At 68.6% G+C, this 19997-nt stretch carries 20 protein-coding genes; 8 read left to right on the top strand and 12 right to left on the bottom strand.

The window, feature by feature from the left end; genetic code table 11:
* Positions 1-29: 29 nt before the first annotated feature.
* From ACWDKQ_RS21565 to ACWDKQ_RS21545, 5 genes are all read right to left on the bottom strand, one after another.
* Positions 30-479, bottom strand: coding sequence for a DUF4395 domain-containing protein (locus tag ACWDKQ_RS21565; protein WP_450140537.1), 450 nt, complete (start codon positions 477-479; stop codon positions 30-32).
* 106 nt (positions 480-585) lie between these two features.
* A complete protein-coding gene (locus ACWDKQ_RS21560; RefSeq protein WP_350945149.1) occupies positions 586-660 on the bottom strand; it encodes a putative leader peptide in 75 nt (24 codons plus the stop codon).
* A 314-nt stretch (positions 661-974) separates the two neighbouring features.
* Positions 975-1415, bottom strand: coding sequence for a TlpA family protein disulfide reductase (locus tag ACWDKQ_RS21555; protein ID WP_450140536.1), 441 nt, complete (start codon positions 1413-1415; stop codon positions 975-977).
* Positions 1412-2215, bottom strand: a complete 804-nt coding sequence (locus tag ACWDKQ_RS21550; protein ID WP_450140535.1) for an LmeA family phospholipid-binding protein — start codon at positions 2213-2215, stop codon at positions 1412-1414. Before ACWDKQ_RS21550 ends, ACWDKQ_RS21555 begins: the two co-directional genes overlap by 4 nt.
* A 57-nt stretch (positions 2216-2272) precedes the next feature.
* Positions 2273-3022, bottom strand: a complete 750-nt coding sequence (locus ACWDKQ_RS21545; RefSeq protein ID WP_450140534.1) for an alpha/beta hydrolase — start codon at positions 3020-3022, stop codon at positions 2273-2275.
* Between the two features lie 198 nt (positions 3023-3220).
* Between ACWDKQ_RS21545 and ACWDKQ_RS21540 the strand changes: the two genes are divergently transcribed.
* The gene (locus tag ACWDKQ_RS21540) at positions 3221-3973 is read left to right on the top strand and encodes a winged helix-turn-helix transcriptional regulator (RefSeq protein ID WP_450140533.1); all 753 of its coding nucleotides are present in this window, start codon (positions 3221-3223) and stop codon (positions 3971-3973) included.
* Positions 3974-4247: 274 nt separating this feature from the next.
* Here ACWDKQ_RS21540 and ACWDKQ_RS21535 read toward each other — a convergent pair whose 3' ends face one another.
* Positions 4248-5477, bottom strand: a complete 1230-nt coding sequence (locus ACWDKQ_RS21535) for an APC family permease (protein WP_450140532.1) — start codon at positions 5475-5477, stop codon at positions 4248-4250.
* A gap of 129 nt (positions 5478-5606) precedes the next feature.
* Between ACWDKQ_RS21535 and mshD the strand changes: the two genes are divergently transcribed.
* The 5 genes from mshD to pstB all read left to right on the top strand — a co-directional run bounded on the left by mshD (position 5607) and on the right by pstB (position 10727).
* On the top strand, positions 5607-6566 hold the full coding sequence (gene mshD / locus ACWDKQ_RS21530; RefSeq protein WP_450140555.1) for a mycothiol synthase: 960 nt from the start codon (positions 5607-5609) through the stop codon (positions 6564-6566).
* Between the two features lie 220 nt (positions 6567-6786).
* Complete coding sequence (gene pstS / locus ACWDKQ_RS21525; protein WP_450140531.1) at positions 6787-7902, top strand: phosphate ABC transporter substrate-binding protein PstS; 1116 nt, start codon at positions 6787-6789, stop codon at positions 7900-7902.
* A 166-nt stretch (positions 7903-8068) separates the two neighbouring features.
* Positions 8069-9028, top strand: a complete 960-nt coding sequence (gene pstC / locus ACWDKQ_RS21520) for a phosphate ABC transporter permease subunit PstC (protein ID WP_450140554.1) — start codon at positions 8069-8071, stop codon at positions 9026-9028.
* Positions 9025-9939, top strand: a complete 915-nt coding sequence (pstA, locus tag ACWDKQ_RS21515) for a phosphate ABC transporter permease PstA (RefSeq protein ID WP_450140530.1) — start codon at positions 9025-9027, stop codon at positions 9937-9939. The genes pstC and pstA overlap by 4 nt, the downstream gene beginning before the upstream one ends.
* An 11-nt stretch (positions 9940-9950) precedes the next feature.
* On the top strand, positions 9951-10727 hold the full coding sequence (gene pstB, locus ACWDKQ_RS21510) for a phosphate ABC transporter ATP-binding protein PstB (protein WP_450140529.1): 777 nt from the start codon (positions 9951-9953) through the stop codon (positions 10725-10727).
* A gap of 118 nt (positions 10728-10845) precedes the next feature.
* On the opposite strand, the gene ACWDKQ_RS21505 is transcribed toward pstB, so the two are convergent.
* The gene (locus ACWDKQ_RS21505; protein WP_450140528.1) at positions 10846-11205 is read right to left on the bottom strand and encodes a nuclear transport factor 2 family protein; all 360 of its coding nucleotides are present in this window, start codon (positions 11203-11205) and stop codon (positions 10846-10848) included.
* Between the two features lie 105 nt (positions 11206-11310).
* On the opposite strand from ACWDKQ_RS21505, the gene ACWDKQ_RS21500 reads away from it, so the two are divergent.
* Positions 11311-12213: a helix-turn-helix domain-containing protein gene (locus ACWDKQ_RS21500; protein ID WP_450140527.1), complete on the top strand. Its 903-nt coding sequence runs from the start codon at positions 11311-11313 to the stop codon at positions 12211-12213.
* 75 nt (positions 12214-12288) lie between these two features.
* On the opposite strand, the gene ACWDKQ_RS21495 is transcribed toward ACWDKQ_RS21500, so the two are convergent.
* The 5 genes from ACWDKQ_RS21495 to dusB form a co-directional block, all read right to left on the bottom strand.
* Positions 12289-13146, bottom strand: a complete 858-nt coding sequence (locus ACWDKQ_RS21495) for a helix-turn-helix domain-containing protein (protein WP_450140526.1) — start codon at positions 13144-13146, stop codon at positions 12289-12291.
* Positions 13147-13279: 133 nt separating this feature from the next.
* Positions 13280-13927: a phosphate signaling complex protein PhoU gene (phoU, locus tag ACWDKQ_RS21490; RefSeq protein WP_450140525.1), complete on the bottom strand. Its 648-nt coding sequence runs from the start codon at positions 13925-13927 to the stop codon at positions 13280-13282.
* A gap of 95 nt (positions 13928-14022) precedes the next feature.
* Positions 14023-16575 (bottom strand): LCP family glycopolymer transferase, encoded by a 2553-nt coding sequence (locus ACWDKQ_RS21485; protein WP_450140524.1) that lies wholly within the window; start codon positions 16573-16575, stop codon positions 14023-14025.
* A 251-nt stretch (positions 16576-16826) separates the two neighbouring features.
* Entirely contained in the window at positions 16827-17699 is an 873-nt protein-coding gene (locus ACWDKQ_RS21480) for a GGDEF domain-containing protein (protein WP_450140523.1), read from the bottom strand.
* A gap of 762 nt (positions 17700-18461) precedes the next feature.
* The gene (dusB, locus tag ACWDKQ_RS21475) at positions 18462-19625 is read right to left on the bottom strand and encodes a tRNA dihydrouridine synthase DusB (protein ID WP_450140522.1); all 1164 of its coding nucleotides are present in this window, start codon (positions 19623-19625) and stop codon (positions 18462-18464) included.
* A gap of 79 nt (positions 19626-19704) precedes the next feature.
* Here dusB and ACWDKQ_RS21470 point away from each other — a divergent pair.
* A partial coding sequence (locus tag ACWDKQ_RS21470) for a DDE-type integrase/transposase/recombinase (protein ID WP_450140521.1) occupies positions 19705-19997 on the top strand: 293 nt, incomplete at its 3' end.

The raw sequence follows: 19997 nt of genomic DNA, 5'->3' as shown, positions 1-19997 counted from the left end.
GAGCGACTCCTTCGTTGATCTTCGGTGGTTCAGCGGGTGTCTGATGTGGACGCTCCGACAGGGGCGGCGCGCCGGAGCAACAGGTACATCTGGCAGCCGAGGCAGTATCCGAACACCGCGTTGAGCAGCGCCGCCACCAGGGCGAAACCGTTCGCGACGATGCCCAGGGCGGTCCACTCCGCGGCGTAGCCGATGGTGGCCACCAGGGCGAAGGCGAAGCCGACGCCCTGGGAGAACCGGACCGGCGCCGGATCTTCCCGCTCGGCCGAGTCGATCGGCGCGAGGCGCGGCTGCACTGTCTGCCGGTACACGAAACCCCACGGGTTGAGCCGCATTCCGAGGAATGCGCACATCCCGAACAACACCATCTGCGCGGCGAGCACCCGCCAGCTGGTGGTGACCAGCCCGAGCGCGAGGATCGCGCTGGTAATCACGGCGGTGAAGCGGACGCCGCGCGGGTCGAGCGTTGCGGCAGACATGGGGCCTCCTGACTGTGGACTTCGACTGCCGAGTCCGTCAGGCGGGTTCGGACGCACCTAGACCTGGGCATGAGCCGCGAAAGGTGCAAGACGTACTACCGCCCGGTCAGTGCCCGCAACACAGGCTGCTGCCCACGCGGCAAAGATCCACCGCGCGCCTCCGGGTCAGCAGTACATGCACGGCTGGGAGGTTACCGGCTAGACCGATCGGCGGGAAGGTCGTTCACTAGGTGAGACGCCGGTCGGGGCGCAGGTGGAGCGAACGCCGTGCTCGCCTCCTCTATAGAGGTGAACGGTGTGTTCGCTTCAATCGCGGTGTGCGGGTGTGCGGGTGTGCGGGTGTGCGGGTGTGCGGGTGTGCGGGTGTGCGGGTGTGCGGGTGTGCGGGTGTGCGGGTGTGCGGGTGTGCGGTGGTGCGGGTGTGCGGTGGTGCGGTGGTGCGAACGGCCTGTTCGCTTCTCCTATTAGCGTGAACGGTCCGTTCGCCCCGAACCCTCATGCCAGGTGCGGTTGGAGGGCGGTAGCGAGTTCGTCGCGGCGCGGGACGCCGCCGACGCGGAACAGCTCCTGGCCCGCGCCGTCCAGCACGAGCGTCGTCGGGGTGCGGTGCACCCGCAGCGGCGTCGACCACTCCGGATGATCTGTGAGGTCGACCTCCACGTGGCGCACGCCGTCTGTGCGCTGGACGAAGTCGGCCAGCAGGATGCGGGTGTGCCGGCACGGCGCGCAGAAGGTCGTCGACAGCTGCAGCAGCGTCACCTTCGCGTCGTCGTCCGGGGCATCGGCGAGCAGCTGCCGCAGGCCCTCGGGAAGCTTGTCCAACACGTTCCCCTCCCTGGCCTTCGCGTGCACCTTGCCCTCCCGGGCCTGCCACACCACGCCGAAGACCAACGTGACGGCGACGGCGATCAGCAGTGCCCAGGTACCCGCGTTCACCCCGTGCTCACCCCGCGGGAGCTGATGGTCACGTTTTCGGCGGTGCCCTCGACGACCAGCGCGCCCCGCTCGACGCGCACCGCGGTTGGGTTGATCTCGAACGGCAGCACGCCGGGGTCGAGGATGGTGCTGAACTGCTTGAGCACCGACTGCTCGAACAGCTTCGGCAGCTCGATCCGGCCCAGCGCGCTGTTGTTCAGGTCCAGCTTCCGCGGCTCGATCTGCATCTTGCCGTTGACCAGCGACAACACCGCGATCACCCGCACCTTGTTGTCGGAGCCGGCGATGTTCACGGTGCCATCGAGCTGAACCACGGCCTTGGTGTCGTCGGTGCCCGCGGTGAGCTGCTCGTCCGCGCTGCTGACGTTGCCGTCGTCGTCGGCCAGCGCGTCCTTCTGCGCCGGCTCGATCGTCAGGTCCTGGATGCCGATCAGCCGGGCGATGTCGGAGGCTTTCAGCTTCACCCGGGCAACCAGCTGGTCGACGGTGAAGTGGTCGGCGGTCCCGGACAGCACGTCGGCGGTGGACACCCGGGCCCCGTGCAGGTCCGCTTCGATGCCGACCTCGTCGAGCTTCCCGACCTGCACGGCGTTGGCCGCCAGTTGCACGTCGCGGTAGTTCCCGGCAATGGCCTGGGTGAGGAACGGGAAGCCGTTGATCCGCACGTCGGGGTTCTCGCGCAGTTTGAGCTGTTCGGCGACTTTCTTCGACACCTGGTACTCGGCGATCGCTGCGGCGCCGAAGTCGGCACCCACCAGGAGACCGACGATGATCACGAGGGCGATGGCGAGTTTCTTCACCGAGCGGTCCGTTCTGGTCGGGGCAGGCAAGGATGGCCGGCGGCTGTCCGCGGGGCGCTAGCGACCACCACGATCGAGTGGCCCCACTGTATCGGCCGCCCACCCGGCGATGCGGTCCACCAGTTCGGGGCTGGTCGCGCTCTCGGCGTGTCGCATGCCCGGTTCCAGCCACAACTCGCCCCCGCCTGCCTCGCTGAGTGCGACGGCGTCGGCCACCGGGAAGTAGTGGTCCTCGTCACCGTGCACGATCAGCAGCGGAACCTGGATGCGCGAAACCAGCTCGATCGGTGAGACCGGCACGCCCGGCCACGGCGGGGCGAGGCGGACGCCGAGCAGCCGGGCGCTCCACCGGCCGTGCGGCTGCTCGACCAGCCAGTGCACCCTGCGCATCGCGGGCGTGTCGCGGACCCACCAGCGCGCCGGGCTGCTCACCGAGATGACCGCATCCGGCGGTGCGGACAGCGCCGCGTGGCGGAGCACCACCGAACCGCCCAGCGAAAACCCGACGGTGACGACTTTGCGGCAGCCGAGCTCGCGGAGGTGCTCGACGGCTGCGGCGATGTCCAGCGCCTCAGCCGGGCCGACGGTGGTGCGGCCACCGGAACGGCCGTGGCCGCGGAAGTCGACCGCGAGCACCGGGGCGTGAGCGGCCAGCCGCTCCAGCACCCGCCGCACGTAGGGCTTGCGGACGTGGCTGGTGAAGCCGTGGCCCACGACGAAACCTTGGTCTGCGGGGAGCCCGGGGCCGGGGTAGAGCAACCCGCGCAGCGGCGTGCCGTCAGCGGCAGCGAGTGTGACCCGGCGCACGTGACACACGCCCGTAACAAATGGTCGCCCGTTGTTCACAAATGTGATGCCGCCGGTTGGAACTGGGTTTTTCCGCCGCATTTCGGTTATTCTCCTTGCCATCCACAGGCAACGACGCCGAGTCGTCCGCACCCATGCGGATGGCCACTCTCCCACCGGTCGTCGGTGTTTCTCGCCTCGGGATGGAGGCCGTTGAAGATGAGCTCCGAGCTACTGCTGCTGACCAGCGAAGAAGACTGCGAGGCGGTGTTGCCCTCGCTGGCCCTGCTGCCGCACCAGGTCCGCACCTTGCCCGCCGACCCCGGCGCGATTCTCTCCGGCGGCGCGCACGACGTGATCATCGTCGATGCCCGCAACGACCTGGCCGGTGCGCGCGACCTGTGCCGCTTGCTGGCGGCCGGGGACGTGCCGGTGGTCGCGCTGGTGAACGAGGGCGGGCTGGTCACGATCAGCGCCGAGTGGGGGGTCGACGACATCCTGCTGCCGACTACCGGACCGGCCGAGATCGATGCCCGCCTGCGGCTGCTGGTCTCGCGCCGCAGCAGCGCCGCTACCAGCGGCGACGGTTCGCTGAGCGTTGGTGACCTGGTGATCGAGGAAGCGACTTACACCGCGCGGCTGAAGGGGCGGGCGCTGGAGCTCACCTACAAGGAGTTCGAGCTGCTCAAGTACCTCGCCCAGCACGCGGGCCGGGTGTTCACCCGGGCCCAGCTGCTGCAGGAGGTGTGGGGTTACGACTTCTTCGGTGGCACCCGCACCGTCGACGTCCACGTGCGGCGGTTGCGCGCGAAGCTCGGCCCGGAGCACGACTCGATGATCGGCACGGTCCGCAACGTCGGCTACAAGTTCGTCCGCCCGAACCGGGGCGCTGGTCGGCTGGCCGCGGAGTCGGTCGAGCTGGAGGAGGCGGAGTTCGAGGCCGCCGAACGCGAGACGGCCAACGTGTACTGATCCACCCGCGAGGCACCCCGTGCCACCCCGGCCGGAGGTGCTTTTGCGCATTCCGGGAGAGCCCCGGGCGAATTGTTGATCTTAGTTTGAGGTGAGAGTTTTTCCGATCTTGCCCGGAAAATGGGCGCACGATCTTCGTGCGGTCGTACTTCCGATTCGGGTGAATTCGAGACTCATCCGGCGATGATTAACCGTCCAGGGCACGATTTCACGAGAAATCGACGTTCACCGATTTCGCGCAAACTTGCACCGAACCCGGATGCTGATCGCGGCGTCAAGACCTGAAGCGGTGGCGCCAAGCCCAGACGGCGGCTCCGATGGCGAAGCACCCGATGCCGCTGAGCACCGAGGTCCAAGGCAGCGCGAACGCTAGGACCGCGCAGCCGACGAACCCGAGCACCGGCAGCGCGCGCGGGAACCAGCGCTGGTCGCGGGGCAGGGTGAACGCCGAGGCGTTGGCGATCGCGTAGTACACCAGCACCCCGAACGACGAGAACCCGATCGCACCCCGCAGATCCGTGACGAGCACCAGCACCACGACCGCCACGATGACCACCAACTCCGCGCGGTGCGGCGTGGCGAAGCGCGGATGCACCGCCGCCAACGGGGCCGGCAGATCGCGCTCCCGGGCCATCGCCAACGCAGTCCGGCCCACGCCGGCGAGCAGTGCGAGCAACGCGCCCAGCGCAGCAACGCCAGCTCCCAACACCGCAACCGGCGCCAGCTGCGACAACCCGCCGGCCCGCACCGCATCGGCCAGCGGAGCCGACGATGCCGCGAGGCCCGCCGGGCCGAGCGCCACCAGCAGCGAGATGGCCACCACGACGTAGAGGCACACCACGATCCCAAGCGCGATCGGGATCGCGCGGGGGATGGTGCGCTGCGGGTCGCGGACTTCTTCGCCGAGCGTCGCGATGCGGGCGTAGCCCGCGAACGCGAAGAACAGCAGGCCGGCGGACTGCAAGACGCCCAGCGGCGCAGGCGGCGGGGACGCCGAGGCGGCAGCCGAGGCACCACCGAGCCACACCGCGAGCAGCGTGCACGCGAGCGCCGCGAGCGTCAGCGCGAGCAGGATGCGAGCGAGCTTGGCGGTGCGGGTGACGCCGACGTAGTTCACCGCGCCCAGAGCCGCGGCGAATGCCGCGGCGACGGGCTTGGGGGCGGCGGGGGCGAGGTATGCGGCGGCGGTCAGGGCCATCGCCGCGCACGAGGCCGTTTTTCCGAGCACGAAGCCCCAGCCCGCGAGGTAGCCCCAGAAAGGACCGAGGCGTTCGCGGCCGTAGATGTAGGTGCCGCCCGCCGCCGGGTACTTCGCCGCGAGCGCCGCAGAACTGCTTGCGTTGCTGAAGGCGATGATCGCTGCGACGCCCAGGCCGATGATCAGGGCCGATCCGGCCGCCGCGGCGGCCGGGGCGAAGGCGCTGAACAGGCCTGCTCCGATCATGGAGGAGAGGCCGAGCGCCACCGCGTCGGCGGTGGTCAGCCGCCGGCGGAGTTCAGTCACGTGTTGCTCCTGGAGGTGTTCGCTGTCGAAGCCCACGTGCGGAACCGGCACTGTCGGTTCCAAGGACGGAGTTCGAGGACAAGTCTTAGCGTTCCGATCGCGTCAACCGCAAGGTTCGTGGGTAACGTCGTGGGCGTGCAGCTGACTTGGCGAAATGGACTGGACAGCAGTGAAGCGGCCGAGGTCATGGCCCTGCTCGACAAGACCGAGCAGGCCGACGGGGTTGCTCCGGTCGGTGAGCACGTGATCTTGCGGCTGAAGGCGCATCGGGACGTCATCCACCAGATCGAGCCGGTGCAGGCCGACGTGCGCTCCGAGCACTTCGTGGTGCGAGACGCCGGCAGTGTCCTCATCGGGTACGCGCACCTGGACACCGAGCACGAGAAGACCGCCGGGCAGCTCGTCGCCGAGATGGCGGTGCACCCCGACCACCGCCGCAAGGGCGCGGGCGCCCGCCTGGTCGAGGCGCTGCTGGACCGCGCCGAGCTCTCCCCGCAACCCGCGCCCGACCTGGGCCGCCTGCGGATCTGGTCGCACGGCGAGCACCCGGGCGCGGTGCGGCTGGCCGAGCGCTACGGCTTCAGCCGCCCCCGCGAGCTGTGGCGGATGGGGCGGGAGCTCGCTGAGCCGGAGCTGCCCGAGGCGGCGACCGCCGAGGGTGTGCGGATCCGCGCCTTCCGGCCCGGCCGCGACGAGGCCGCCGTGGTCGAGGTCAACCACCGGGCCTTCTCCTGGCACCCGGAGCAGGGTGGCATGACCGAGCAGGACTTGCGCGCCAAGGAGCGCGAGGAGTGGTTCGATCCCGCAGGGTTCTTCCTCGCCGTGAACCGCGACGACGAGCTGCTGGGCTTCCACTGGACCAAGGTGCACCCGGGCGGCATGGGCGAGGTCTACGTCGTCGGCGTCGACCCCGATGCGCAGGGGGGAGGATTAGGTCGGTCACTCACGGTGGCTGGATTGCGCCATCTCCGCGACACTGGTTGCAGTCAGGTGACGCTCTACGTCGAGGGTGACAACGCGCCCGCCATCAGCGTCTACCAGCGGTTGGGATTCGAAAAATGGGACACGGACGTGCAATTTGGGCGCTGACCGAATGCAGCCGTGAGCCACCACATCACCTAGGAACCGGGCCACTCTTCCCCCGCTGGAATGTGGGCCTGCTTACTTAGCGTGTCTTGTTCACCTGTCGTTCACTTCGATGGCGGCGACCGTCCACTCCGACTCCCTAGCGTCCCTGTCGAGCGGCCATAGCACGAGCCTGCGCGAGGCTCGGCCGCGCAACCGCAGGGTTTCCAACTGGAGGAACGAAGTGAAGATCAAGCGGCACAGCGCTGCATTCGCCGTTCTCGCCGCGGGCGCGCTCGTGCTCGCCGGCTGCGGCTCCGACCAGAACGCCCCGCAGGGCGGCGGCAACCCCGCCCTCGGCGGTGTCCAGGTCGATTGCGGCACCAAGCCGGTCTCCGCGGAAGGCTCCTCGGCGCAGAAGAACGCGATGGACGTCTTCGCTCGCGACTACGGCCAGAAGTGCCAGGGCCAGCAGCTCAACTACACGAAGTCCGGCTCCGGCAAGGGCGTCGCCGCCTTCACCGCTGGCCAGATCGACTTCGGCGGTTCGGACTCGCCGCTGAGCGAAGAGAAGGGCGAGGTCGCCAAGGCCGCCGAGCGCTGCCAGGGCAACCCGGCCTGGAACCTGCCGATGGTCTTCGGCCCGGTCGCGATCTCCTACAACCTGCCGGGAGTCACCGACCTGACCCTCAACGCCGACGTGATCGGCAAGATCTACCAGGGCCGGATCAAGAAGTGGGACGACCCGGCGATCAAGGCGCTGAACCCGAACGCGCAGCTGCCCGCCAAGGACGTCGTGCCGTTCTTCCGCTCCGACGAGTCGGGCACCACCGAGAACTTCCAGAAGTACCTGGCCACCGCCACCGACGGCGCTTGGACCGGCAAGGGCAAGACGTTCCAGGGCGGGCCGGGCATCGGCCAGGGCCGCGACGGCAGCGACCAGGTCGCGCAGTCGGTGAAGGCCACCGAGGGCAGCGTCACCTATGTCGAGTGGTCCTTCCCGAAGAACCTCGGTCTGGGCATCGCCAAGATCGACAGCGGTGCCGGCCCGGTCGAGCTGACCACCGCCAATGTCGGCAAGGCCATCGAGAACGCCGAGATCAAGGGCGAGGGCAACGACCTGCGCGTCAACCTCGACTCGATCTACGGCAACAAGACCCCGGGCGTTTACCCGATCGTCCTCAACACCTACGAGATCGTCTGCTCCAAGGGCTACGACGCGGAGACGGCGAAGGCCGTCAGGGCGTTCCTGACCGTCGCCGCCAACGCCAACCCGCAGGAGCTGGAGAAGGCCGGCTACGTCCCGCTGCCGGAAGCCTTCAAGGGCAAGGTCCTGACCGCGGTCAACGCCATCTCGTAAGTAACCCGGGTCGCACCTACCCAGGGCGAACCAAGAGTCGAACGGACGAAGTGAGAGGCTGCAAACAGCAGTGACCGACTCGACGAGAGCCGATCTGCGCCCCGCGGACACCCAACCCGGTGCCCCGCGGGGCGCTTCGGCACCCAGTTCCGGACCGGAGGCTCCCATTTCCGCTCCCGACACCTTCGCGGGCAAGAAGGTACGCATCGGCGACCGGGTCTTCTCCTCGGTCGTGACCACCTCCGGCGCCTTCGTGGTCGCACTCATCGCAGCCATCGGCGTGTTCCTGCTGATCCGTGCCGTCCCGGCACTGCAGGTCAACCAGGTGAACTTCGTGTTCAGCCGGGAGTGGAACACCGCTAACCCAAGCCACCTGAGCTTCGGCATCATCGACCTGGCCTGGATCACGGTGGCCAGCTCGATCGTCGCGCTGGCCATAGCGATGCCGGTGGCCTTCGGCATCGCGCTGTTCCTCACCCAATACTCGCCGCGCACCCTGGCCCGCCCGTTCGCCTACATCGTCGACCTGCTGGCCGCGGTGCCGTCGGTGATCTACGGCTTGTGGGGCTACCTGGTGCTGGGGCCGGTGCTCAAGCCGGTCGCGGTGTGGCTGAACGAGAACCTCGGCTGGATCCCGATCTTCGCCAACGGCAACGCGCCAACCGATTCCGGCGCCAACGTCTTCACCGCCGGCATCGTGCTGGCCGTGATGATCCTGCCGACCATCACCGGGGTGAGCCGCGAAGTCTTCTCGCGCACCCCCACCATGCAGATCGAGGGCGCCCTGGCGCTCGGAGCCACCCAGTGGGAAGTGGTGCGTACGACGGTGTTCCCGTTCGGCCGCAACGGTTTCATCGGCGGTTCCATGCTCGGTCTGGGGCGCGCGCTCGGCGAAACCGTCGCGCTGACGATCATCCTGAGCATGAGCACCGCCCCGCCGAACTACAGCGTCTTCGACGCCGGGGCCACCTTCGCTTCCAAGATCGCGCTCGGCTCTGGGGAGTTCAACAACAACCTGCAGGTCGGCGCCTACATCTCGGCCGGGCTGGTGCTGTTCGTCATCACCTTCGCGGTGAACGCGATCGCCCGCTGGATCGAGAGCACCAGCGGTAAGGGGAAAGCATGAGGACCGACACCGCTGACGTGGAGCAGCTCGCAACCCCACCGGCGTTCCAGCGGATCAGCTTCGGGCGCAAGTTCAAGAACAACCTGGCCACCACGCTGTTCGCCGCGGCGTTCGTGATCGCGGTGGTCCCGCTGCTGTGGGTGCTTTGGACGCTGCTGGAGCGCGGCCTCAAGCCGCTGCTCAGCGCCGACTGGTGGACGCACTCCTTCAACGGGCTGCTGCCCAACGACTTTGGCGGCGGCATCTACCACGCCCTGATGGGCACCCTGCTGCAGGGACTGGTGTGCGCGGTCATCGCGGTGCCGCTGGGCATCATGGTCGGCGTCTACCTGATCGAGTACGGCCGGGAGTCCCGGTTCGCCCGGATCGCCACCTTCATGGTCGACATCCTCAGCGGGTTGCCGTCGATCGTGGCCGGCCTGTTCATCTACGCGCTGTGGATCACCACCTTTGGCTTCAGCCGCAGCGGCTTCGCGGTGGCATTGGCGCTGATGCTGCTGATGCTGCCGGTAGTCGTGCGGGTCACCGAGACGATGCTGCTGATCGTGCCGGACGAGCTGCGCGAGGCGTCCTACGCGCTCGGGGTGCCCAAGTGGAAGACCATCCTGCGCATCGTGCTGCCGACCGCGCTGTCCGGCATCCTCACCGGCGTGATGCTCGGTCTCGCCCGCGTGCTGGGCGAGACCGCGCCGCTGCTGATCCTGGTGGGTTACTCCAGCTCCATCAGCTTCAACCTCTTCGGTGGCGAGATGGCGTCGCTGCCGCTGGCGATCTACATGGAGCGCAGCACCGGAACTGCGGCCGGTGACTACCGGATGTGGGGCGCCGCGCTGACCCTCGTGCTCGTCATCATGCTGATCAACCTTGTCGCATCGCTGCTGTCCAAGCTGTTCGCGATCAAGACCAAGTAGGGACCGAACTAATGGCCAAGCGTCTCGACATCAAGGACCTGAACCTGTTCTACGGCAAGTTCCACGCCGTGCAGGACGTGACCCTGCAGGTCCCAGCCCGAAGCGTCACCGCGTTCATCGGCCCGTCCGGTTGCGGCAAGTCGACCGTGTTGCGTTCGCTGAACCGCATGCACGAGGTCATCCCGGGCTCGCGGGTCGAGGGCAAGGTGCTGCTCGACGGCGAGGACATCTACGCCAGCGACGTGGACCCGGTGCAGGTCCGCAAGACCATCGGCATGGTCTTCCAGCGAGCCAACCCGTTCCCGACGATGTCCATCCGGGACAACGTGGTAGCAGGGCTGAAGCTGGCGGGCGAGAAGAACAAGAAGAAGCTCGACGACATCGCCGAACGGGCGCTGCGCGGCGCGAACCTTTGGGACGAGGTCAAGGACCGGCTCGGCAAGCCCGGCGGCGGCCTCTCCGGTGGTCAGCAGCAGCGCCTGTGCATCGCCCGGGCGATCGCGGTGCGCCCGGACGTGCTGCTGATGGACGAGCCGTGCTCGGCGCTGGACCCGATCTCGACGCTGGCGATCGAGGACCTGATGTCGCAGCTGAAGCAGGACTACACGATCGTCATCGTCACCCACAACATGCAGCAGGCGGCGCGGGTGAGCGACCAGACGGCGTTCTTCAACCTGCGCGCGGTCGGCGAGCCGGGCCAGCTGGTGGAGATCGACGAGACGGGCAAGATCTTCTCCAACCCGACCCAGAAGGCGACGGAAGACTACATCTCCGGCCGCTTCGGCTGATCATTGGAAACGGCGAGCAACAGTGCCGAACCCGCCAGCTCCTGGCGAGTTCCTCGGGCGGTGGTGCCCGGGCGACGGGCGGGCCAGATGTTCCCTTCACCTGGGAGGATCACCCGTTTCACATTGCCGGGACATTGTCGAGGAAACCGTGGATCGCCTTGATCCGGGTGTTTTCGTCAAGGACCGCCACGTCGAAGCCGACCACCGCGGCTTCGCCTCCCGCCGGGCCGAGTTCCCAGGTGAAGCGGGCGATGTCGTGGTGGGCGTCAAAGACAACGCCCGCGCGGAAGACGAAGTCCGGGAACTGGGCCTGTACGGCCGCGATCGTCGCGTCGATGGCCTCCCGGCCCTGGACGTCGGCGAGCGGGTCGGTGTAGGTGCCTTCGTTCGCCCAGAGTTCGTCGACCATCGCGCGGCGCTTGTCGGCGTCCCGCTCGTTCCAGGTGGCGATGTAGCGGTCGAGGAGGTCGGTGTTCATCGGATAACCCTTCCGTTCTTCGGCTTGATGTGCGCCAGCTTGCGGCCCGGACGTCAGCGCGTCGATTACCCGGGAGGTAATGGCCCCGACGGCTAATGTCGTGGTGTGACAACGGTGAATCAGCGCCAGGTGGGTGTGCTGCTCCGGGATTGGCGGGAGCGGCGCAGGTTGAGCCAGCTGCAGCTCTCGGTGGACGCCGACATCTCGACGCGCCACCTCAGCTTCGTGGAGACCGGCCGGTCGAAGCCCACCAAGGAGATGATCCTGCGGCTCAGCGAACACCTGGACGTTCCGCTGCGGGAGCGCAACAGCCTCCTGCTCGCCGGCGGGTACGCGCCCGCCTACCCGGCGAGCGGCCTCGACGCACCGGAGCTGTCGGCGGTGCGGGCCGCGCTGCGCCAGGTGCTAGCCGGGCACGAGCCCTACCCGGCGCTGGTCGTCGACCGGGCGTGGCAGCTGGTCGAGAGCAACGTCAGCATCCAGCTGTTCCTGGAAGGCGTCGCGCCGGATCTCCTCGCGCCACCGGTGAACGTGCTCCGGATGAGCCTGCACCCCGAGGGCATGGCGCCGAAGATCCTGAACCTCGGCGAGTGGCGTTCCCACGTCCTCGGCCGGCTGCGCCGCCAGGCCACGACGACCGCGGACCCGGCGCTCGCCGACCTGCTCGCCGAACTCCGCGCCTACCCGTGCGACCAACCGGAACCGGAGGTGGAGCTGCCGGGTGCGAGCGATGTCGTGGTGCCGCTGCGCTTCCGCCACGGCGACCGGGAACTGTCGTTCTTCAGCATGACTGCGGTCTTCGGCACCCCGCTGGACGTCACGGTTGCGGAACTGGCCATCGAGTCCTTCTTCCCCGCAGACCAGACCACAGTGGAGTTCCTCCGCGCCCGGACACACATTTCGGCGAACCATCCACAGGTTCCGTTGAAGTGTCCACAGGGGACTTCGAGCTCAATGGAAATCGGACCGCTGATTCCCACCACGACGCGAGGCCGTCGCCGCCGCTGAAGGCGCATAGCCCACCCCCCGCAATCGGCACCGCTACTCGAGAATAGGTTGAAAACGCTCATTGAAATTGCGGGGCTAGGCCGGGGATTCGTCGGCGATGGTGGAGATGAAGGCGCTGGAGTCCTTGGGGTTCAGGGCCCGGGTGCAGACCTGTTCGAAGGACTTGAGGTAGTCCGCCGTGTCCTCGGCCTTGTCCAGGAACCGGGAGTTCGCCGAGTCGCCCAGGTGTACGACCTGCGGGTCGGCGTCGTCCGGGAACGAGAACACCGAGATCCGGTCGCCCATCAGCGGATGCCCGCCGCTGCGGAACGGCAGCATCTGGATGGTCACGTTGCGCCGGTAGCCCAGCAGCACCAGGTGCTCCAGTTGCTGGCGCATCACCCCCGGGCCGCCGACCGCGCGCCGCAGCGCGGACTCGTCGAGCACCGCCCACAGCTCCAGCGGGTTCTCCCCGAGCAGCCGCTGCTGCCGGGTGGAGATCACCGTCAGCCGCTCCTGCAGTTCGTCCGAGTCGTAGACCTGTGCGCCCGCCGTCAGCAGCGCCCGGCTGTACTCGGCGGTCTGCAGCAGCTCCGGCAGCGGATCCGCGCCGTAGCAGCTCACCGCCTTCGCCGAGGTCTCAAGCCCGAGGTAGGTCTGCAGGCCGGGCCGCTGAGCGGTGCTCGGGTACTGCTGCCACCAGCCGCGCTGCTTGGAATCCTGCGCGAGGTCCACCAGTGCCGAAAGCTGGTCGCTGGTGGCGCCGTAGAACTCGGCCATCAACCGGACGTCGGAGGTGCGCACCGGCACCCGGCCGAGTTCGATCTGGCTGATCTTGCCCTGGGAGCAGTCCAGGTGGGCGGCGACTTCGCGGTGCGTGCGGCCCGCGAATTCGCGCAGCCGCCGCAACTCGCTGCCCAGCCGCCGTCGATGCACGGTTGGACTCTTACGCACCGCACACCCCGTCGGACGCGGTTCGGAACCTTCTCACCCAAACGAGGATCGCACATGATGATCGCAACATCGAGTGCTGAGACCGAGTATTAATACTTCATCGGTCGAACCGCCCGTCACCTGCGAGAACGGCTCAGCCGGTCGGCATCTTTCCGGTCACGATGAAAACGACCCGGCGGGCCACCGAGACCGCGTGGTCGGCGAACCGCTCGTAGAACCGGCCCAGCAGCGTCACGTCCACCGCGGCCGCCACCCCGTACGACCACTCCGGGCTCATCAGCACGGTGAACAGGTGCCGGTGCAGGTCGTCCATCTCGTCGTCGTCTTCTTCGAGCCCGCGCGCGGCTTCGACGTCCTGCGTGCGGATCACGGTGCGGACCCGGCCGGCCAGTTTGACGGCGATCCGGCCCATCTCGGCGAAGTACGGCTGCACGTCCTGCGGCAGCACTGCGTTCGGGTGGCGGCGGCGCGCGGTCTTGGCCACGTGCAGCGCCAGGTCGCCCATCCGCTCCAGGTCCTCGGCGGCGTGGATGGTGGAGATCACCGTGCGCAGGTCGCCGGCCACCGGCGCCTGCAGGGCCAGCAGCCCGAAGGCGTGCTCCTCGGCCCGGGCTCGCGCCTCGTCGACCTGGACGTCTTCCTCGATGACCTGCTCTGCGAGCTCCAGGTCGGTCTCCAGGAGAGCTTTCGTGGCGCGCTCCATGGCCGTCCCGACCATCGTCGACATCGCAGCGAGTTCATCGGCGAGCTTGCCGAGCTGTTCCTGGTAGACCTCACGCATGCCGTCCAGGGTACTTCGAGCCGGAATCGGGCAGAATGCCCCGTGGTGAACCAGCGGTGAACGGCCCCTTATGAACCCGTTCGGAAGCCCGCCGCTCAGCCGCAGATGTCGGTTCCCGCGTTCACCGTGGACAGACCGCCCGGGACGTCAGGTGGCTGGTTCGGGTCCGAAGGCTGCTGCCGAACGTCGTTCAGCGTCGCCGCGGCGCTCCCACCGCTGGGCGTGGTGAGGGCCGCCGGTCCGCCGCTGCCTGACATGATCGGGGCATCGTCGAGGATCGCCTGGAACAGCGCCTGGGTGTCGGCTTCCCGCAGGATCTCCATGCCGTTCTCGTCGGCGTAGCCGGTGGTCGGCACGGTGATGAAGGTGACACGGCTGGCGTCCAGGCCCTGCATCTGCTGGCCCAGGTCCATCAGCCGGTCCACGCCGATGTTCTCGCCGAAGGTGTTCGCGCTGACCGCCTTGACGAAGTCGCCCAGCTTGCCCGGGTCGAGCAGCACCTGGCTGGACATCGTCTTGCGCAGCAGCGCCGAGAGGAACAGCTGCTGGCGCTGCATTCGGCCATAGTCCGAGGTGGGGTCGCCCTTGACGTGCCGGGCGCGCACGTAGTTCAGCGCCTGCTCGCCGGTGAGGGTCTGCCGACCCGCCTGGGGCAGCACGGTGCCGAGAATGGTGTCGACGATCGGCTTCTCGGTGCAGATCTCGACGCCCTGCACCGCGTCCACCATCGACTTGAAGCCCTGGAAGTCGATGCCCAGGAAGCTGTTCACGCGCAACCCGGAGATCTGCTGAATGACCTTCGTCGTGCACAGCGGGCCGCCCACGGCGTAGGCCGAGTTCAGCCGCACGTCCTTGCGCGCCGGAACCTGCTCACCCGTGTACTTGCCGGTGGTCGAGTCCCAGCGCTCGCAGGCGGGCATGTTGACCTTGAGGTCACGCGGGAAAGACACCAGGACCACGCGGCTCCGGTCGGCCGGGATGTGCGCGATGATCGTGGTGTCGGAGCGGGCCCCGGGCTCGTCCTGCTCGCTTCCGACGCCGTCCTCCGAGCTGGCCCCGGCCCGGGTGTCCGAGCCCACCAGCAGGAAGTTCTGGTCACCGGTCTGCTTGGCGACGTCCTTGATGGAGTCGGAGTTCGGGTCCAACGCCTGGACGGACGGCGGGCCCCAGATCGTGGTCGCGCCCCAGGCGATGCCGAGGGTCAGGAACACGGTCAGCGAGGCGGCCATCGCCACGGCCATCACGATCAAGTTTGTGCGGCGCTTGCGCTGCTTCTTCTTCCACTCCATCCGGGACTGGCCGTCCCGGCCCTCGACGAAGTCGAACGGGATGTCGGTGCCGAGTTCCGGCTCCCGGCGCGTGCCCAGCAGCCAGGCGTACTTCTTGCGCCGGGCCGCCTCCTCGGCGGCGATCTCGTCGTGCACGGCGGAGAACCGCGCCAGGGTGGCGTCGATCTCCTTGATGTCGTTCTTGCGCTCCTCGACGTCGTCCTCGACATCTTCGGCGTCGTCCTCGAACTCGTCGAATTCCTCGAACTCGTCGTAGGCGTCGCCGGAGACCGCGGGCGCGACGATGGCGGTCTCTTCGACGTCCGCGACCGGCGGGGCCACTGGCTTGGCCAAGGTGGTCTTCTCGTCTCCGGCGGGCGTGCGCTTGGGCCGCGCGACCATCGCGGTCTGCTCTGCCTTCGGCGGCTCGACGGGAATGGCCCGATGCTGGGTGGTGGCTTCCAGGTCCTCGCCTAGGGTCGGTGGCACCGGGCGCGCCGCTGGCGGTCGCGTCGCTGGCGGTCGCGGCGCGCGGCGCGGCGGCTTCGCTGGGGCTGGCTCGCCGATCAGCGCCTGCGTGATCCTGGTCGGCTCGGCAGCAGGCGGTTCGGCGCCGCCCCGCATCGTCGGCTCTCCCGAAGCGCCGTTGCGGGCAGGAGGTTCGACGAGCGCGCCGTTGTGCACGGGCAGCTCGCCCGGGTCCCCGTTGCGGGGCGGCTCAGCCAGAGCGCCGTTGCGCACGGGAGGCTCGGTGGGGGCGCCGCTGCGCGCGGCGGCGCCACCGGCGAAGGCCGCAGTGGTACCGCCGGGATTCGGTCGAGCGCGGCCAGCGGAGGCGTCGGCGGGCAGTGCAGGCCCGTCGGGGGGAACGCGGCGGCGGCCCTGCCGCAGCTCGCCGTTCGGCGCTTGAGCTGAGGGAGGGCCTGACGCTGGTGGCGCCCAACCCGGCGGCATAACCGGCGGGGCGCTTGGGTGGTTCGGCGGTGCGGAGCGGGAGCGGCGCGGAGCGCCCTCCGGCGCGGTCCAGCCGGACGGCGAAGCCGGCGGCTCGGGCCGGGCGGCCGGGCTGGCGAAGTGCTTGGGCGCTTCGGCGGCGCGGCGGGGTTTCGACGCCTGCGGCGGCTGCGGCGGCTGCGGGGGTTCCGGCGGCTGCGGGGGTTCCGGGGCTTCCGGTTCGGCGGCGCGTCGGCGGCTGGTGCCGCTGCTCGGGGCCTTGCCATGCTTGGAGAGCAGGTCGATGACGCGGGTACCGCCGGTGCCGTCGTCGCCCAACGCGCGCCGACGCCGACCGGTCGATGCGGTGGTGCCGCTATCGGCGGCGTCCTCGTCCGGGCGGGAACGCCGGCGCCCGAATTCACCATGCCGGGGGTCTTGCGGCACGCGTTTTCCCTCCCACCTGCGAAAGCCAACGGTCTACGAGTAGCCGACGCGCTCGATACCCCCCGACGCGTATCTGTCGGCGCCTCCGAGATAGTACGGCCGATCGCCCGAACTGACGATAGTGGGCGACAATTTCCTCACAATCAGTGCACGATCCTACCCGATGTCTCGCCCAATACGACCATCTGTGCTATGCCAGTTGACTGGCATAAACGAACTCAAATACACCCAGTGCTCCCGGTTGATCGCGATCAGTAACCGGCGGCCCTCCGCGGAATCGTGTCGTGCCGCTCGGCTGCATTTCCGGCCAATCGGACTTCGGAGCCCGTTCGGTGCGCGACCGCATTGCGCCCCGACTGCTTCGCGGCGTAGAGCAGCGCATCCGCGCTGATCAACTGCTGCTCGGCCGACACCGGCGCGGAATCGGCCGCGGTGTGCTCGTGCGCGACCCCGGCGCTGATCGTCACCCGCAGCCCCGGTGCCATCTGCGCCCACGGGAACCGCTCCACCCGGGAACGGGCCGTCTCGCACACCGCAACCGCGGCCGCCGGCTCGATGTTCGGCAGGACCAGGACGAACTCCTCCCCGCCGTAGCGCGCGCAGAACGCACCGGTTGGAAGCGCCTCCTGTAGCAGGTCGACGACGCGCTGCAGCACCCGATCGCCGAGCAGGTGCCCGTAGGTGTCGTTGACCTGCTTGAACCAGTCCAGGTCGACCAGCGCCACGGCCAGCCCGTCGTTCGTCCCGGCGTGCTCGGCCAGCAGATCGGCGAGTCGTTCGTCGAGGTAGCGGCGGTTGTAGCTGGCGGTCAGCGTGTCCCGCAGGCTCTGCTCGCGGGCCTCGGCGTGCTCGCGGCGCAGCCGGTTGACCTCGTGCCGCAGCTGCTCCGGCACCCGCGGGGTGTCCGCTGTGGACATCAGGTTCAAGGCCGACCGCAGGTGGTGGTAGGCCTGCCGCCACTGGCCCCGCGACGCCAGCAGGCTGGCGATCGACTCGTGCAGCTCCGCCATCCCGGTCCCGTTCGCCAAGTTCTGGCGGGTGCGGCGGCCGGGAGGCAGCACGATTGGCGGGTCGTCGTCACGCAGTGGCTCCGGCCCGGCGAAACCGTTGCGCAGTCCGGTCATCGCACTCACCTCCCGTCCGTGGTGTCGTCGGGTGGGGCGGATCGCTTGAGCTGGTCTGACTCGCCCGCCGCCTTAATTCCCTCAACCGGTTGACCCCAGGTCTGGTCTGAATATTCGAGCGCCGCTCGAATATTCAGCTGCCTAGGATGTGTACCGGGCGGAGGGGCGGATGTGGAAGCGAAACGGATCGGACCCACCCGCACGGACGAGCAAACCAGTGTGTGTTCCTCATCACCGCATAGCAACTTCATCGGTTCCCCCGTGTTTCGCGTTACGAGCCCTTGATTGCGCAACCAATTATCTGGTCGGGCAAGGCGCGAACCCGTGCATTCGACCGTCTAGCAGCACCAGGTGTAGCGAACCGATCTGATGTCCTGTGACACTGCCCGCCGTTCGGGTGGTCACCTCCACTCCGATGGCCCATACCGCGCCGCGCGGGCGGACTCCGTCCGGGGCGAATTCCGGATCCGGCCGCAGCGTCGACGATGCCGGATCGATTTCGACGGTCGTCTCCCCGAGTTCGCAGTTTTGACCCCGGAAATCGGGGTGTTGAGTGCGGCGGAAAAACTCCTGTTGTGCCTGAGGTCCTTGTGCAGCAGCGGTGTTGCTGTCCGCGAAATACTGCTTGGACAGTCGCAGCGGTTCGGAGTCGGTTACCGGTGCAGCACATCCGGCCGCGAACAGCACCACCGACACACCGACGAGGACGGCCCAACTGTGGCGAATTCGGCCCTTCGCAACGGATTGCGGTCTCGCGGGCACTCAGCCGCCGCTGCTGTCGATCTCCGCGCCGGCGGGCACCGTGACGTCGTCCGGGTCGTCCAGCCAGCCCTCCGGCAGCACGACCCGACCGGCCGAGCCCTGGCGTCCGCGCGGGCCCTCGCCGTCCGCTGGGAACGGCACCGCGGGGTCGAGCTGGGCCAGCAGGTCGTCGAGCTGGGCCAGGCTGGACACCAGGCCGAACTGGTGGCGCAGGTCGGAGCCGACGGGGAAGCCGCGCAGGTACTGCGCCATGTGCTTGCGCAGGTCGCGCAGGCCCTTCTCCTCGCCCATGTGGTCGGCCAGCAGCTCGGCGTGCCGCCGCAGCACCGCGGCGACCCCGCCGAGCGCCGGGCTGGCCGGGATGGGCTCATCGGCGAAGGCGGCCTGCAGGTCGCGGAACAGCCACGGGCGGCCGAGGCAGCCGCGACCGACGACGACGCCGTCGCAGCCCGTCTCGGCCATCATCCGCAGCGCGTCGTCGGCGCTGAAAATGTCGCCATTGCCGAGCACCGGGATGGTGCGGACGTGGTCCTTGAGCCTGGCGATGGCGGACCAGTCCGCGGTGCCCGAGTAGCGCTGGGCGGCGGTGCGGCCGTGCAGCGCGACCGCGGCGGCGCCGTTCTCCTCGGCGAGGCGGCCCGCGTCGAGGTAGGTGATGTGGTCATCGTCGATGCCGATGCGGAACTTCACGGTGACTGGGATGCCCGCCGGCTCGGCGGCGCGGACGGCGGCCGAAACTATCTCGGCGAACAGCCGCCGCTTGTACGGCAGCGCGGACCCGCCGCCCTTGCGGGTCACCTTGGGGACCGGGCAGCCGAAGTTCATGTCGACGTGGTCGGCGAGGTTCTCGTCGACGATCATCTGCACGGCCTTGCCCATGGTCACGGGGTCGACGCCGTAGAGCTGCATCGAGCGCGGGTGCTCGTCCGCGTCGAAGGTGATCATCTCCAGCGTCTTCGGATGCCGCTCGACCAGGGCCCGGCTGGTGATCATCTCGCAGACGTACAACCCGGCGCCGTACTCCCGGCAGAGCCGCCGGAAGGCGACGTTGGTGATCCCGGCCATCGGCGCGAGCACCACCGGAGGATCGACGGCGTAGGGGCCGATCTTCAGGAAGGGCGCGGCCACGGGGGCCGAGGCGGGAGGTGAATCGAGCGCGGTCATCGCCGTCCATTGTCCCCGACGCCGGGCCCCGATCGGCCATGACCTGCCTTGCGGGCACGGATGCAGGTGCCGAAGAACTGTGATCTCCATCGCATACGATCATCGTTGTCTGCTCGCCTGGCTGCTGACTGGGGAATTTTCATGGGTCCAGAGGCGCTATAACTCCTACCGGGGCGAGGCCGGCAAGATCGCCGACAACGCCCTGAACAGGGAATTCACCGCCAGCGCCCCGAACCAGGAGTGGGTCACCGACGTCACCGAGTTCCGCATCAACGACCGCAAGGTCTACTTCTCCCCGGTGATGGACCTGTTCGACCGGCAGATCATCGCCTACGCGGTCAGCGACTCACCCAACCTGGAGCTGACCAACTC

The organism is Saccharopolyspora sp. NPDC000995, from assembly GCF_053599315.1.
This window is presented reverse-complemented; position numbering and strand designations above follow the sequence as displayed.